The organism is Streptomyces sp. NPDC044984 (genome assembly GCF_040646935.1).
GTDB lineage: Bacteria > Actinomycetota > Actinomycetes > Streptomycetales > Streptomycetaceae > Streptomyces.
The window spans coordinates 119,260-134,419 of record NZ_JBEZBE010000020.1 but is presented as its reverse complement, the minus strand read 5'-3'; the positions used below and the strand labels follow the sequence as shown (position 1 = coordinate 134,419).

The window sequence follows — 15,160 nt, the reverse complement described above, 5'->3', positions numbered from 1 at the left end:
GCGCCGCCGCAGGTTTCACGTGAAACGTCCCGCACACACGTCCGTCACCGCACTCGTGAGCTCAGCCAGGGGGTGAGGACGATCATGGGGATGAACTCCTTGTGCGTCCGGTCTCCGGGCAGCGGCACGATCAGGAAGTAGCCCGGCGGGAAACGCCGTGCCCTCACATGCGCCCGCCCGTCGAAGAGGGAGCGAAGGAAGGCCGGCACGTCGTCGCGGGGGATGTCGGGGCACTCCACGCCCTCGACGTCGATCAGCGCGTCGTCCTCGGGGTAGAGCCGCACGCTCACCCGGGGCAGGCCGCCGAACTCGACGCAGGCCTCGTGGGGGAGGGAGCCGTCGGGATCGGTGATGACGCCCACACCCGCCGCGGTGCGGCGCGAGGTCTGATCCGCGCCGATGTCATGGGTGACCTCGATCTCGCGCTCATAGGTGTCCGCGAGCGCACGGAGGACGGTGACGGCGGCCTCGGTGCTGGGCAAGTGGTCCATACCACCGATCATGGCATCAGTGGCTGCCGGGGAAACGCAGATACCGGCTCGGCACGGCCCGGGTCAGCCACACGCCGTTCGCGCTCACGTGGAAGACATGGCCGTCCCGGTGCATGGCGGCCGCGTCCACGGACAGGACGACCGGACGGCCCCGGCGGGCGCCGACGCGGGTCGCCGTCTCCTGGTCGGCGGAGAGGTGCACGTCGTGCCGGTTCATGGGCCGCAGCCCCTCGGCGCGGATCGCCTCCAGGTTCCGGTCGACGGTGCCGTGGTACAGGTACGGCGGTGGGGTGGCCGGCGCCAGTCCGAGATCGACCTCGACGCTGTGGCCCTGGCTGGCGCGGATCCGGGTGCCCTCGACGGCGAAGCGCCGCTTGTCGTTGGCGGCGACGACGTGGTCCAGTTCCTCCCGGGTGAACCGGAAGCCGTGCGCGGACGCCGCGGCGATCAGCGCGTCGATCTCGACCCAGCCGCCTTCGTCGAGCGTGAGCCCGATCCTCCCGGGCTGATGGCGCAGATGCCTGGAGAGGTACTTCGACACCTTCACGGTGCGACTTTCATCCATCCGCTCAGACTGCCGGGAGAGACGCGCATCACGCGATCGATTTAGCTCCGGAGGTTTGATCCACAAGCAAGTGTGTTTATCCACAGGGGAATTGACCTCTGCTGTGGACAACCGGCCGCACATCGGCCGCCCTTGCCCGGACCACCCTCACATCGGCGGCCTCACCCGCGCGATCCTCCGCAGCGCCCCCGGCATCCACCGCGACAGCGCATACGCCGTCCGCGCCTCCGGGGTGACCGGCACCACCGCCTCGTCACGCACCACCGCCCGCAGGATCGCGGCGGCGACCTTCTCCGGCGGGTAGTCGCGCAGCCCGTACAGGCGCGCCGCCCGCTTCCGCAGCCGCCGCTCCTCCTCGGCGTCCACGCCCGCGAAGCGCGCGGTGGAGGTGATGGAGGTGTTCACGAACCCGGGGCACACCGCCGTCACGCCGATGTCCCGGCCCGCCAGCTCCGCCCGCAGGCACTCGCTCAGCATCAGCACCGCCGCCTTGGACGTGCCGTAGGCGGGCAGCGCCCTGGACGGCTGGAACGCCGCCGCCGAGGCGACGTTGACGATGTGGCCGCCCTGTCCGCGCTCGGCCATCCGTCGCCCGAAGAGCCGGCAGCCGTGGATCACCCCCCACAGATTGACGTCGAGGACCTCCTTCCAGTCCTCCGGGGTGGTGTCGAAGAAGGAGCCGCCCAGCCCGATGCCGGCGTTGTTCACCAGGACGTCCACCACGCCGTACTCCGTGGTGACCCGCTCGGCGAGCTTCTCCATGGCCTGTTCGTCGGACACGTCCGCCGTCTCCGCCCAGGCCGCCGCTCCGCGACCGCGGGCCTCCTCCGCGGTACGGGCCGCGGCCTCCGCGTCCCGGTCGACCGCCAGCACGCGCGCGCCCGCCTCCGCGAACGCGAGCGCGGTCGCCCGCCCGATGCCGCTGCCCGCCCCCGTGACCAGGACCAGCTGCCCGCCGAAGCGGTCGGCGTACCGGCCCGGAGCCGTCACCTCCGGCCGGCCGTCCTCCACGGACGCCACGAACTCGCCGATCCATGTCGCCAGCAGGTCGGGGCGGGTGCGCGGGATCCAGTGCCTCGCCGGCAGCGTCCGCCGGGTCAGCCGCGGCGCCCACCGCTCCAGCTCGTCGTCGAGCCGCTCCGAGAGGAACGCGTCCCCCAGCGGCGTGATGAGCTGCACGGGCGCGTGCGCGTAGGCGTCGGCGCGCGGGCTGCGCAGCCGGGACCGCACGTTGTCCCGGTAGAGCCAGGTCCCGTGCGCCGCGTCCGACGGCAGGGACGAGGTCGGGTAGCCGCCGCCGGGCACCTTCTCGACGCGCTCCAGGATCCGCGGCCAGCGCCTGCCCAGCGGGCCGCGCCAGGCGAGCTCGGGCAGCACGGGCGTGTGCAGCAGGTACACGTACCAGGACCTGGCGCCCTGGCCCAGCAGCTGGCCGACCCGGCGCGGGGTGGGCCGCTTCAGACGGCGGCTGATCCAGTGCCCGAAGTGGTCGAGCGACGGCCCCGACATCGACGTGAAGGAGGCGATCCGTCCCGCGGTGCGCCCGACCGTGACGAATTCCCAGGCCTGCACCGAACCCCAGTCGTGCCCCACCAGATGCACCGGCCGGTCCGGACTGACCGCGTCGGCGACGGCCAGGAAGTCGTCGGTCAGCTTCTCCAGGGTGAAGCCGCCGCGCAGCGGACGCGGCGCCGTGGACCGGCCGTGGCCCCGGACGTCGTACGCCACGACGTGGAAACGCCCGGCGAGCCGGGACGCGACCTCGGACCACACCTCCTTGCTGTCCGGGTAGCCGTGCACCAGGACGACCACCGGCCGCCCGCGCTCACCCAGCTCGGCCACGCACAGCTCGACCCCGCCCGTACGCACCCGGCGCTCCCGCGCCCCTGCCCACACCGTCCCCGACAAGCCGTCACCCCCTGCGGTCATGACTGCGCTACGTGTCCGTAACGTGACGCGAGCGAATCTCGCAGTCGGCCGGGGCCCCGTCAAGAGCGGCCCTTCCGGCTGTGGATGCCTCCCCGGAAGGAGATTCCCCTACGGGCCCGTACAACTCCAGACGGACGCCAAGACGGCCCTCCGGTCTGACGACCGGAGTGGTACGGGTCACTACCGTCTGGGACGTGACTGTGATCGTGACCGAAAGCCTGAGCAAGCGGTTCCCCCGGGTGACCGCTCTTGACCGGCTCTCCGTGGACGTCGGGCCCGGTGTGACCGGACTCGTCGGAGCCAATGGAGCCGGCAAGTCCACACTGATCAAGATCCTGCTGGGTCTGTCCCCCGCCACCGAGGGCCGCGCCGAGGTGCTCGGCCTCGACGTCGCCACCGAGGGCGCCGCCATCCGCGAACGGGTCGGCTACATGCCGGAGCACGACTGCCTGCCGCCGGACGTCTCGGCCACCGAGTTCGTCGTCCACATGGCGCGCATGTCCGGCCTGCCGCCCACCGCCGCGCGGGAGCGCACCGCCGACACCCTGCGCCACGTCGGCCTGTACGAGGAGCGCTACCGCCCCATCGGCGGCTACTCCACCGGCATGAAGCAGCGGGTGAAGCTCGCGCAGGCCCTCGTGCACGACCCCCAGCTGGTCTTCCTGGACGAGCCCACCAACGGCCTCGACCCGGTCGGCCGCGACGAGATGCTCGGCCTGATCCGCCGCATCCACACCGACTTCGGCATCTCGGTCCTGGTCACCTCCCACCTGCTGGGCGAACTGGAACGCACCTGCGACCACGTCGTCGTCGTCGACGGCGGCAAGCTGCTGCGCTCCAGCTCCACCACGGACTTCACCCAGACCACCACGACCCTCGCGATCGAGGTCACCGACACCGACGAGCACCCGGACGGCACCCGCGCGGTGCGCGACGCGCTTCACGCGCGCGGGGTGACCGTCGAGGACGGCAGCGGACTGCCGGGCGCCGGACACATCCTGCTCCTCACCGCTCAGGGCGAGGACACCTACGACCTGGTCCGCGACGTCATCGCCGACCTCGGCCTCGGCCTGGTGCGCATGGAACAGCGCCGGCACCACATCTCCGAGGTCTTCAAGGACGACACGGACAGCGGCGCGCAGCGGAAGGAGGCGGCCGGCCATGGCAACTGAGCAGTCCACGCAGACACCAGCCACCGCATCGGGTGACACCCGTATCCACAACATCGGCTACCGCTCCTACGACGGCCCCCGCCTCGGCCGCTCCTACGCCAGGCTCTCGCTGTACTCGCAGTCCCTGCGCGGCTCCTACGGCCTCGGCCGCTCGGTGAAGTCCAAGGTGCTGCCGATGCTGCTGTTCGTGGTGATGTGCCTGCCCGCCGCCATCATGGTCGCCGTCGCCGTCGCCACCAAGGCGAAGGAACTGCCGCTGGACTACACGCGCTACGCGATCGTCATGCAGGCCGTCATCAGCCTGTACGTCGCCTCGCAGGCACCCCAGTCCGTCTCCCGCGACCTGCGCTTCAAGACCGTACCGCTGTACTTCTCGCGGCCCATCGAGACCGCCGACTACGTGCGCGCCAAGTTCGCCGCACTCGCCTCGGCGCTGTTCATCCTCACCGCCGCCCCCCTGCTGGTGCTGTACATCGGCGCGCTGCTGGCCAAGCTCGACTTCACCGACCAGACCAAGGGATTCGCACAGGGACTCGTCTCCGTGGCACTGCTCTCGCTGCTCTTCGCCGGCATCGGCCTGGTCATCGCCTCGGTCACCCCGCGCCGCGGCTTCGGCATCGCGGCCGTCATCGCCGTACTGACCATCACCTACGGCGCGGTCTCCACCCTCCAGGCGATCGCGGAGACCCAGAACAGCGGCGACGGCATCGCCTGGATCGGCCTGTTCTCGCCGATCACCCTCATCGACGGCGTGCAGTCCGCCTTCCTGGGCGCGACCTCCGCCTTCCCGGGCGGGGTGGGCCCGAGCAACGCCGAGGGCGTCGTCTACGTCCTCTTCACCCTCGGCCTGATCGCCGCCAGCTACGGCCTCCTGATGCGCCGCTACAAGAAGGTGGGCCTGTGACCACGCTCTCCATCGACCACGTCTCCCGCTGGTTCGGCAACGTGGTCGCCGTCAACGACGTCACCATGACCATCGGCCCCGGCGTCACCGGGCTCCTCGGCCCCAACGGCGCCGGAAAGTCCACCCTCATCAACATGATGGGCGGCTTCCTCGCCCCCTCCACCGGCACCGTCACCCTCGACGGACAGCAGGTGTGGCGCAACGAGGCCATCTACCGGCACATCGGCATCGTCCCCGAACGCGAGGCGATGTACGACTTCCTCACCGGCCGCGAATTCGTCCTCGCCAACGCCGAACTCCACGGCCTGGGCGCCAAGGCCGCCCAGCAGGCGCTGGCCACGGTCGAGATGGAGCACGCGCAGGACCGCAAGATCGCCACGTACTCCAAGGGCATGCGCCAGCGCGTGAAGATGGCGTCCGCGCTGGTCCACCAGCCGTCGCTGCTCCTCCTCGACGAGCCCTTCAACGGCATGGACCCGCGCCAGCGCATGCAGCTGATGGACCTGCTGCGGCGGATGGGCGACGAGGGCCGCACCGTGCTGTTCTCCTCCCACATCCTCGAAGAGGTCGAACAGCTCGCCTGGCACATCGAGGTCGTCGTCGCCGGCCGGCACGCGGCCAGCGGTGACTTCCGCAGGATCCGCCGCCTGATGACGGACCGCCCGCACCGCTACCTGGTGCGCTCCAGCGACGACCGCGCCCTCGCGGCCGCGCTGATCGCCGACCCGTCGACGTCCGGCATCGAGGTCGACCACGCCGAGGGCGCGCTGCGCATCCAGGCCGTCGACTTCGGCCGCTTCACGACCCTGCTGCCGAAGGTCGCGAAGGAGCACGGCATCCGGCTGCTCACGGTCTCGCCGTCCGACGAGTCCCTCGAGTCCGTCTTCTCGTATCTCGTCGCGGCGTAGGAGGCCGAAGATGTACGACCCCACAGTCGCCCGGCTCACCTACCGGGCCCTGCTCGGCCGGCGCCGGGCCCTCATCCTGGGCGCGCTGCCCCTGCTGCTGATCGCGATCTCCCTGGCGGTGCGCGCCCTCAGCGGGGCCGACGACCAGACCGCGGCCGACGTCCTCGGCGGGTTCGCGCTCGCCACCATGGTGCCGATCATCGGTGTCATCGCCGGAACCGGAGCCATCGGTCCCGAGATCGACGACGGCTCGGTGGTGTACCTGCTGTCCAAGCCGATCAAGCGGCCCACGATCATCTACACCAAGCTGATCGTCGCCATCGCCGTCACCATGGTGTTCTCTGCGGTGCCGACCCTGATCGCGGGCTTCGTCCTCAACGGCAACGGCCAGCAGGTCGCCGTCGCCTACACCGTGGCCGCGCTGGTCGCCTCCATCGCGTACGCGGCGCTCTTCCTGCTGTTCGGCACGGTCTCGCGGCACGCGGTGGTCTTCGGGCTGGTCTACGCGCTGGTCTGGGAGGCGCTGTTCGGCTCCCTGGTGCCCGGCGCGCGCACGCTGAGCGTCCAGCAGTGGTCGCTGGCGGTGGCGCAGAAGGTCTCCGGCGGTGACCTGGTCACGTCGGACGTGGGTCTGACGACCGCGACGGTCCTGCTGGCCGCGGTCACCGTGCTGGCCACCTGGTACGCCGGGCAGAAGCTGCGCTCACTGACGCTCGCCGGCGAGGAGTGAGACGTTCGCCCGCCGGTTTATTCGGTGGCGTCCGACGTGCCCGGCGGGCAGAGTGGTTGTGTCCGCATCGCCGGGAAAGTCCGGCGTCACCTGCTGGGAGAGGAGTGGGACGGTGTCCATGCACGGCACGTCCCACTTCTGTCAGGGCAGCCTGCGGCGGACTCCGGAGTCATCCCTACTGCTCCGTTGAGTCCGCCCGTACGGGGATCTGCCCGGGGCGGCCGCTTCGAGCACGCGCACTCGTGTCGCGTGGGCCGCCCTTCCCTGCTTCCGCCTCTTCGGAGGTGGTGCTCCGAGTTGGGGCCGGGCGGGGGTGGGTCGCGCAGTCCGGCGCTTACAGGGTGCCTCCCCCACTCTCGGCTTCGCTCGAGCGGGAGGTACCCCCACCGCCCACCCGTGCCGCCCTGCGGCACGACTGCCCGCAGTCAGGGCAAGAGGCGTTCCAGGACCAGCGCGATGCCGTCCTCCTCGTTGGAGGTGGTCACCTCGTCGGCCACCGCCTTCAGTTCCCCGTGGGCGTTGGCCATGGCCACCCCGTGGGCGGACCAGGCGAACATCGGGATGTCGTTGGGCATGTCGCCGAAGGCGATCGTCTCCGCGGCCTTCACACCCAGCCGGCGCGCCGCCAGGGACAGCCCCGTGGCCTTCGACAGGCCGAGCGGGAGCAGTTCGACGATGCCCTCACCCGCCATAGTGACGGTGACGAACCCGCCCGCCGCGCGGGTGGCCGCGTCGGCGAGCTCGTCCGAGGTCAGGTCCGGGTGCTGGATGTACAGCTTGTTCAGCGGCGCCGTCCACAGGTCCGACGCGTCCGTGAACGGCGTCGCGGGCAGCCCGCCCACGACCTCGTAGCCGGGGCCGACCAGCACCTCGCCGTCCAGACCGTCGCGGCTCGCCGCCAGGTGCAGCGGGCCGACCTCCGCCTCGATCTTCGCCAGCGCCACCCCGGCCAGCTGCCGGTCCAGCGTCACCGACGTCAGCAGGCGGTGCGCCCCGGCGTCGTACACCTGGGCGCCCTGACCGCAGACGGCGAGCCCCTCGTAGCCGAGGTCGTCGAGTATCGGGCGGGTCCACGGCACCGCGCGGCCGGTGACGACGATGTGCGCGGCGCCCGCCGCGGTGGCCGCGGCGAGCGCGTCACGGGTGCGGCGGGAGACCGAGTGGTCGTCCCGCAGCAGCGTGCCGTCGAGGTCGGTGGCGATGAGCCGGTACGGGAAGGTCGCGGGGGCGGTGCTCACTTGGTGACCGGCTCCAGGATCTCCCGGCCGCCCAGGTACGGACGCAGCACCTGCGGCACGCGCACGGAGCCGTCGGCCTGCTGGTGGTTCTCCAGGATCGCCACGATCGTGCGCGGTACGGCGCACAGCGTGCCGTTGAGCGTGGCCAGCGGGCGCACCTTCTTGTCCTCACGGACGCGGATCGACAGCCGGCGCGACTGGAACTCGGTGCAGTCCGAGGTCGAGGTCAGCTCGCGGTACTTGCCCTGGGTCGGGATCCACGCCTCGCAGTCGTACTTGCGCGCGGCCGAGGAACCCAGGTCGCCCGAGGCGACGTCGATCACGCGGAACGGCAGCTCCAGCGAGGTCAGCCATTGCTTCTCCCACTCCAGCAGCCGCTGGTGCTCCGCCTGCGAGTCCTCCGGGGCGACGTACGAGAACATCTCGACCTTGTCGAACTGGTGCACGCGGAAGATGCCCCGGGTGTCCTTGCCGTGCGAGCCGGCCTCGCGGCGGAAGCAGGGCGAGAAGCCCGCGTACCGCAGCGGCAGCCGGTCGGCTTCGATGATCTCGTCCATGTGGTACGCGGCCAGCGCCACCTCGGACGTGCCGACCAGGTAGAGGTCGTCCCTGTCCAGGTGGTAGACGTCCTGGGCGGCCTGGCCGAGGAAGCCGGTGCCCGCCATCGACTGGGGGCGCACCAGCGCGGGGGTCAGCATCGGCGTGAAGCCGGCGGCCGTGGCCTGGGCCATCGCGGCGTTCACCAGGGCGAGCTCGAGCAGCGCGCCGACGCCGGTCAGGAAGTAGAAGCGGGAGCCCGAGACCTTGGCGCCGCGCTCGACGTCGATGGCGCCGAGGAGCTGGCCGAGCTCCAGGTGGTCCTTGGGCGCGAAGCCCTCGGCGTCGAAGTCGCGGATGCCGCCGTGCGTCTCCAGCGTGACGAAGTCCTCCTCGCCGCCGACGGGCACGTCGGGGTGGACGAGGTTGCTCAGCTTGAGCAGGAGCTCCTGGGTCTCGGTGTCGGCGGCGTCCCGTTCGGTGTCGGCGGCCTTCACGTCGGCCTTGAGCTGCTCCGCCCTCTTCAGCAGCTCGGCCTTCTCGTCGCCGGCCGCCTTGGGGATGAGCTTGCCGAGCGACTTCTGCTCGGCGCGCAGTTCGTCGAAGCGGACGCCGGACGACCTGCGCCGCTCGTCGGCAGACAGGAGGGCGTCGACGAGTGCGACGTCCTCTCCACGGGCGCGCTGCGAAGCACGCACACGGTCGGGGTCCTCACGAAGCAGGCGAAGGTCAATCACGCGGTCAAGGCTACCGGTGCGGTGTGACGCCTCACGACCCACTATTGCGGTGCGGCGGCACACGTTCCGTTATAGGTGAATTGCGCACAGTGTTCCGCAAGGTCAATGAATGGGGCGCTCCCCCCGGAACGGGTCAGTTCGCGGGCTGGCGGTTGACCGGAACGCCTTGCGCGGTACGGAACTTGGGCTTCGGTTGTCCACAGGTGTCCCCGCTCTCGGGAAGTTATCCACAGCTTGTGGGGAAGATCTGTGGACTTCGGAATCGACCGCTCCGAAACGCCTGATCAAAGCCGAGGATTCCCAGGGCAAACCCCCTTCCTCCCCACTTTTGAGTGGAAAGTGATCACCCCAAAGGGTTGACCAAAGGAAAAGGGTGGACGAAGCGTGATGTGCGGGGCGATGAACGAGGTCATCCCCAGTGGAGCGATTTGTCGACTGGATGCCGCTTCGGTGTCGACTTGTCCCCAGGTGGAGAAGCGGACCTGTGGATAACTCCTGTGGACAACGAAAATCAGCAGTTAGGACCGGTCCCGTCTTCCCCAGCCTGGTCAGAACCGCCCGTCCTGGCACCGCGCGACCCAGTCCGCCGCCCCCATGAACTCCTCGTCCGACGTCCCGGGGAGCAGGGGACGCCCCTCCCCGGGCCGTACGTCCGCACGCGGGTACGAGCCGAGGAAACGCACCTGCAGACAGATCCGCTTGAGCCCCATCAGCGCCTCGGCCATCCGGCGGTCCGAGATGTGCCCCTCGGCGTCGATGCAGAAGCAGTAGTTGCCGATGCCGGCACCGGTCGGCCGGGACTGGAGCAGCATCAGGTTGATGCCGCGGGTGGCGAACTCACCCAGCAGGTCGCGCAGTGCGCCGGGGTGGTCGTCACGCTGCCACAGCACGACGGAGGTCTTGTCGGCGCCCGTGGGCGCGGCGGGCCGGGCGGGGCGGCCCACCAGCACGAACCGGGTCTGGGCGTTCTCCGCGTCGTGGATCTCCGTCTCCAGGGCCTCCAGGCCGTACCGGGAGGCGGCGAACTCACCGGCGAAGGCGGCGTCGTACCGGCCCTCCTGGACCAGTCGCGCACCGTCCGCGTTGGAGGCGGCCGATTCCCAGACGGCGTCCGGGAGGTGGGTCTTGAGCCAGTTGCGGACCTGCGGCTGGGCGGCCGGGTGGGCGGTGACCGTCTTGATGTCCGACAGCTCGGTGCCCGGACGGACGAGCAGCGCGAAGGTGATCGACAGCAGCACCTCGCGGTAGATCATCAGGGGGGTGCCCGCGACCAGTTCGTCGAGGGTGGTGGTGATGCCGCCCTCGACGGAGTTCTCGATGGGGACGAACGCGGCCTCGGCCTCGCCGGTGCGCACCGCGTCGAGCGCGGACTGCACGGACACGTACGGGATCAGCTCGCGGGTGGCCGCCTCGGGAAGCGTGCGCAGGGCGACTTCGGTGAAGGTGCCCTCTGGACCGAGATACGCATAGCTCGCTGGCATGACCTCACCCTAATGGCCCGGCCGACGGCAGTCCCGCGAAGTGTTCAGAGGGTGACACGGGACGGCTCTCATCCCTCCAGCAGCGGCTGCCCCACGTACTCTCCCTCCGCCGCGCCGCCCGGCACCGCGAACAGCCCGCTCGCCTCGTGGCGGACGAACGGGGTCAGGGCGTCTCCCCGGTCGAGCTTGCGCTGCACCGGCACGAAGCCGCGCAGCGGATCGGCCTGCCAGCAGATGAACAGCAGCCCCGCGTCCGGCACCCCGTCCGTGCCGATGCCGTCGTGGTACGAGAACGGGCGGCGGAGCATGGCGGCGCCGCCGTTCTGGTCGGGCCGAGTGATCCTGGCGTGGGCGTTGATGGGGACGACCAGGTTGCCCCGGGAATCCGTCTTCTCCAGGTCCATCTCGGACGTCTCGGTGCCCCCGGACAGCGGCGCTCCGTCGGACTTGCGGCGCCCGATGACGCTCTCCTGCTCCTTGACCGGCAGCTTCTCCCAGTCGTCCAGCAGCATGCGGATACGGCGTACGACGACGTAGGAGCCGTTCGCCATCCAGGCCGGCTCGCCCTTCTCGGGGACGAAGACCCGCTCGTCGAAGTCGGAGTCGGCGGGCTTGGGGTTGCGGGTGCCGTCGACCTGGCCCATCAGGTTGCGGGCGGTCATGGGGCGGTCGGTGGCGCCGGGTGAGCGGTTGAAGCCGTTCATCTGCCAGCGCACCCTGGCGGCCGAGCCGGCGTCCTTCTGGACGGCGCGCAGGGCGTGGAAGGCCACGAGGGCGTCGTCGGCGCCGATCTGCACCCACAGGTCGCCGTTGCTGCGGGTCCTGTCGAGGTGGTCGGAGGAGAAGTCGGGCAGCGGGTCCAGGGCGGCCGGGCGCTGCTTCTCCAAGCCGGTGCGCCCGAAGAAGCTGTGGCCGAAGCCGAAGGTGAGGGTCAGCGAGGAGGGGCCGGCGTCGCGGGCCACGCCGGTGTCGTCCTGTGCGCTGGGCTCGCCCGCCATCAGCCGGCGGGCGGTGTCCGACCAGCGGCGCAGCAGTGCGGCCGCCTCCTTGCGTCCGGCCCCGGGAGCGAGGTCGAAGGCGATGAGATGGCCGCGGGCCTGGAGCGGCTGGGTGATGCCGGGCTGATGTTTCACGTGAAACTCGACCCGGCTGTCGCCCACCGACGTCAGCGGGGTGGCTCCGGCGGGTGCCGACGCGTATCCCACGGCCCCGCCCGCCGCTCCCAGCGCGAGTCCGGTGGCACCGGCCGTGCCGAGCAGCCGGCGTCGGGAGAGGCCGCTCCCGGTGGTCCGGTCCCCGGGCTCCTCCTGGGGCGCCTTGGAAGCCCGGACCTGCGAAATGGACTGGTCAGCCATGGTGGTTCAGCCGATCTGCGCGTTCTTCGAGACGGTCACCTGGTCGATGTCGGAGGTCCGCACGGTCACCTCGATCTTCCAGTCGCCCGCCATGGGGATCTGTACTCCGCTCGCCGACCAGTGCCCGGTGGTGATGCGGTCGGGGACGACGGGCAGCGGCCCGATGTCCTTGGCGGAGAGGGTGAGGGCGACCTTCACCTCGGGGAGGTCGACGGCCTGGCCGTCCGGGCCCTCCACATAGAGGTGCAGGTCGTTGTCGCCGGCCCGGGCGGGGTCGAGGTCGACCGTGACGACGCCCTTGCCGTTCTCGCCGCCGGTGTCGTAGGGCATGTTCAGCGTCACCGCGCCGGTGCCCTGGCCGGTCGAGGCGGACGAGGACGAGGCGGCGGCGGCCGCCCGGGCCTCCTGCTCCGTACGTCCCGGTTCGGTCTGTGTCAGCACGGTGGTGACGGCGAGCAGGACGACGGCGATGCCCGCCTCGGCGAGTACGGAGCGGCGCAGTCCGAGGCGGTTGGGGTCGGCGTCGCGCAGCCGCTTCTGCCGGGCGCTCTCCATCGCGGCCCGCTGCCGGGCGAGCTGAGCGGCCCGGGCGTCGCCGCCCTTCTCGGCTCCGGTGGCCCTGCCCGCCCCGGCCGGCTGCTTCTCCTCCTCGGGCGCAGCCGGGGCCGGCGCCTCGGCCAGCCGTGCCGTCCAGCGCCGTGAGAGGGAGGCGATCGCGATCAGGACCGCCACGAGCCCGATCTTGGCGAGCAGCAGCTGCCCGTAGCGGGTGTCGGTGAACGCCGACCAGGAGCCGAGCTGCCGCCAGCTCTGGTAGACGCCGGTGACGACCAGCACCACCACGCTGCCGAAGGCGAGCCGGGAGAAGCGCTGGACGGCGTCCTGGTCGACCGGGGTGTCGGCGGGTGCCCGGTAGAGGGCGACGAGCAGGGTGGTGAGTCCGCCGAGCCAGGCGGCGACGGCCAGCAGGTGGAGCACGTCGACGGGCATGGCGATGCCGGGCTGGAGTCCCTGGGAGGCGTGCTCGGACATGGCCCAGCTCGCGGCGAGCCCGGCCGCCACGACCGTCCCGCCGATCGCCAGTCCGAAGGTCAGGTCCCGCTTCTCCTCGTCCTCCCGCTTCTCCTCGTCCTCCCGTTTGTCATAGGCGCCGAACAGCACCGCGATGAACAGGGCCGCCGCGGCGAGCAGCAGCAGCCGGGACACCAGTGCCGCGCCGGTCTTCGTCTGGAGCACGTCCCCGAGCAGCGACAGGTCGAAGACGTCGCCGACCGCCCCGGAGGTGGTGTAGGAGCCGCGCAGGAGCAGCAGCGCGAGCGTGGCCGCGGTGAGCGTCAGCCAGCCGGAGACGACCAGCCGCTGCACCGCCCGCACCCCGGAACCGCGCCCCCAGCAGGCGAGCACGAAGGCGGCCCCGCCGGCCATGACGAGGAAGCCGGCGTACGACACGTAGCGGCCGATGCCGTACAGCCCGCCGATCAGGCCGTCGTCGGAGGCCTGCGCGGAGACCGAGACGGAGGTCTCGGAGGGGGCGCCGATGGAGAAGGTGAAGGCTCCGGCGACGGGGTGGCTGTCCGCGGACACCACCTGGTAGGCCACGGTGTAGGTGCCGTCGGGCAGTCCGCCGAGCAGCCGCACGGTGTACGTCGTGCCGCTGGGGTTGGCCGGGTCGCCCTTGTCGACCCGTTCGCCCTTGGGGCCGAGGACGCGCACGGCGTCGTCGCTCACCGCGATCTGCTCGGAGAAGGTGAGCGAGACCTGGGTGGGCGCCGTGTCGACCACCGCCCCCTGCCCGGGGTCGCTGCCGGTCAGCGCGGCGTGCGCGGAGGCGGGAGCGGCTCCGGCGAGGAGCGCGCCGGTGACGGCCAGGAGCAGCAGCACCAGGGTCCGCACGCGGGGGGCGATGGTCTGGGTCACAGGGGTGTCTCCCTCAGTGTCCGGTCTTCGGGGTGTAGGTGGCGGGCTTCACCGGGATCTCGACCGTGACGGGGTCCGACTCGGCGAAGCGCAGCTCGACGGAGACCTTCTGGCCCTGTTCCGGCTTCCGCTTCAGCTGCTCGAACATCAGGTGGTTGCCGCCGCTCTCGAGCACCAGACTGCCGTGGGCCGGGATGTCGAGGGCCTCGACCTCCCGCATGGCCCCGTCGACGGTCTCGTGCACGGTGACCTGGCTGGCGACGTCACTGCTGACCGAGGTCAGCCGGTCCGCGGAGTCGCCCTCGTTGGTGATGGTGAGGAAGCCGGCGGCCATGTCGGAGACCGGCTGCGGCATGTACGCGGAGCCGACGGACAGCTCCGCCGTGCCGCCGTCCGAGCCGCCACAGCCCGTCAGGGCCAGTGCCCCGGCGACGATCAGGGCCGCGGCTGCCGGGCGCCTCACGGGTTCTCGCCCTTGATGATCTTGGGGAGGTCCTTGGTGTAGTCCTCGACGGTGGCGTCCTCGCCGTAGAGGACGTAACCGCCGTCGGTCTTCGGGGAGAAGGCGACGACCTGGGTGCCGTGGTCGGAGACGGTCTTGCCGTTGTCGTCCTTGCGCGGCGGGTCGATCGAGATGCCGAGGGTGCGGGCACCGGCCTGGATGGTGTCGAAGTCGCCGGTCAGACCGACGACCTGGGAGTCGATGCCCTTGAGCCACGTGCCCAGTGCGGCGGAGGTGTCACGTTCCGGGTCGGTGGTGACGAACACGATCCGCAGCTCGTCCTGCTGTTCTCGGGGCAGCTGCTTCTTGGCCACGGCGAGGTTGTTCATCGTCAGCGGGCAGACGTCGGGGCAGTGCGTGTAGCCGAAGTAGATCAGCGTGGGTTTGCCCGCGGTCTGCTCGCGGAGGTCGTACTCCTTGCCCCGGGTGTCGGTGAGGACGAGGTCGGGCTTCTCGAACGGGTTGTCGAGGACGGTGGCCGCCTTCTGGGCGTCGGCTTCCTCGGACACCACGGCGACGGGCTTGCCGCTGTCGCCGGATCCGCCGCCGCAGGCGGACAGGGTGAGGGAGGCGACGGCGAGCAGGGCCGCGGCCGCGAAGGTCTTCTTGCGCATGAATGGTCCTGAGAGGTGAGTGCTCCGGCGCGCACCGGGAGGCCACGGGGCCGTGGGCGGCCCGGTGCGCGCCGTTGAGA

At 71.0% G+C, this 15,160-nt stretch carries 14 protein-coding genes; 4 read left to right on the top strand and 10 right to left on the bottom strand.

Annotated features, from left to right (window positions below; genetic code table 11):
• Positions 1-44: 44 nt before the first annotated feature.
• The 3 genes from AB0A94_RS22540 to AB0A94_RS22530 form a co-directional block, all read right to left on the bottom strand.
• Positions 45-503, bottom strand: a complete 459-nt coding sequence (locus AB0A94_RS22540; protein WP_361746870.1) for a hypothetical protein — start codon at positions 501-503, stop codon at positions 45-47.
• A gap of 4 nt (positions 504-507) precedes the next feature.
• Positions 508-1,056 (bottom strand): RNA 2'-phosphotransferase, encoded by a 549-nt coding sequence (locus tag AB0A94_RS22535; protein WP_361746868.1) that lies wholly within the window; start codon positions 1,054-1,056, stop codon positions 508-510.
• A 147-nt stretch (positions 1,057-1,203) separates the two neighbouring features.
• Positions 1,204-2,985, bottom strand: a complete 1,782-nt coding sequence (locus AB0A94_RS22530) for an SDR family oxidoreductase (RefSeq protein ID WP_361746866.1) — start codon at positions 2,983-2,985, stop codon at positions 1,204-1,206.
• Between the two features lie 155 nt (positions 2,986-3,140).
• Here AB0A94_RS22530 and AB0A94_RS22525 point away from each other — a divergent pair, with 155 nt between their 5' ends.
• Genes AB0A94_RS22525 through AB0A94_RS22510 form a run of 4 tightly spaced genes read left to right on the top strand, consistent with a single transcriptional unit; the run spans position 3,141 to position 6,699 of the window.
• Positions 3,141-4,157, top strand: coding sequence for an ABC transporter ATP-binding protein (locus AB0A94_RS22525; protein ID WP_361746931.1), 1,017 nt, complete (start codon positions 3,141-3,143; stop codon positions 4,155-4,157).
• Positions 4,147-5,061: an ABC transporter permease subunit gene (locus AB0A94_RS22520; RefSeq protein WP_361746864.1), complete on the top strand. Its 915-nt coding sequence runs from the start codon at positions 4,147-4,149 to the stop codon at positions 5,059-5,061. Before AB0A94_RS22525 ends, AB0A94_RS22520 begins: the two co-directional genes overlap by 11 nt.
• The gene (locus AB0A94_RS22515) at positions 5,058-5,969 is read left to right on the top strand and encodes an ABC transporter ATP-binding protein (RefSeq protein ID WP_361746863.1); all 912 of its coding nucleotides are present in this window, start codon (positions 5,058-5,060) and stop codon (positions 5,967-5,969) included. The genes AB0A94_RS22520 and AB0A94_RS22515 overlap by 4 nt, the downstream gene beginning before the upstream one ends.
• A gap of 10 nt (positions 5,970-5,979) precedes the next feature.
• Positions 5,980-6,699 (top strand): ABC transporter permease, encoded by a 720-nt coding sequence (locus tag AB0A94_RS22510; protein WP_361746860.1) that lies wholly within the window; start codon positions 5,980-5,982, stop codon positions 6,697-6,699.
• 425 nt (positions 6,700-7,124) lie between these two features.
• On the opposite strand, the gene AB0A94_RS22505 is transcribed toward AB0A94_RS22510, so the two are convergent.
• From AB0A94_RS22505 to AB0A94_RS22475, 7 genes are all read right to left on the bottom strand, one after another.
• Positions 7,125-7,937, bottom strand: coding sequence for an HAD family hydrolase (locus tag AB0A94_RS22505; protein ID WP_361746858.1), 813 nt, complete (start codon positions 7,935-7,937; stop codon positions 7,125-7,127).
• Positions 7,934-9,211, bottom strand: coding sequence for a serine--tRNA ligase (gene serS, locus AB0A94_RS22500; RefSeq protein ID WP_361746856.1), 1,278 nt, complete (start codon positions 9,209-9,211; stop codon positions 7,934-7,936). Before serS ends, AB0A94_RS22505 begins: the two co-directional genes overlap by 4 nt.
• 548 nt (positions 9,212-9,759) lie before the next feature.
• A complete protein-coding gene (gene pheA, locus AB0A94_RS22495; RefSeq protein WP_361746854.1) occupies positions 9,760-10,692 on the bottom strand; it encodes a prephenate dehydratase in 933 nt (310 codons plus the stop codon).
• Positions 10,693-10,760: 68 nt separating this feature from the next.
• The gene (gene efeB / locus AB0A94_RS22490) at positions 10,761-12,047 is read right to left on the bottom strand and encodes an iron uptake transporter deferrochelatase/peroxidase subunit (RefSeq protein ID WP_361746851.1); all 1,287 of its coding nucleotides are present in this window, start codon (positions 12,045-12,047) and stop codon (positions 10,761-10,763) included.
• Positions 12,048-12,053: 6 nt separating this feature from the next.
• The gene (locus AB0A94_RS22485; protein ID WP_361746849.1) at positions 12,054-13,964 is read right to left on the bottom strand and encodes a copper resistance protein CopC; all 1,911 of its coding nucleotides are present in this window, start codon (positions 13,962-13,964) and stop codon (positions 12,054-12,056) included.
• Between the two features lie 13 nt (positions 13,965-13,977).
• A complete protein-coding gene (locus tag AB0A94_RS22480; RefSeq protein ID WP_361746847.1) occupies positions 13,978-14,427 on the bottom strand; it encodes a copper chaperone PCu(A)C in 450 nt (149 codons plus the stop codon).
• Positions 14,424-15,080, bottom strand: coding sequence for an SCO family protein (locus AB0A94_RS22475; protein ID WP_361746844.1), 657 nt, complete (start codon positions 15,078-15,080; stop codon positions 14,424-14,426). The genes AB0A94_RS22480 and AB0A94_RS22475 overlap by 4 nt, the downstream gene beginning before the upstream one ends.
• Positions 15,081-15,160: the final 80 nt, after the last annotated feature.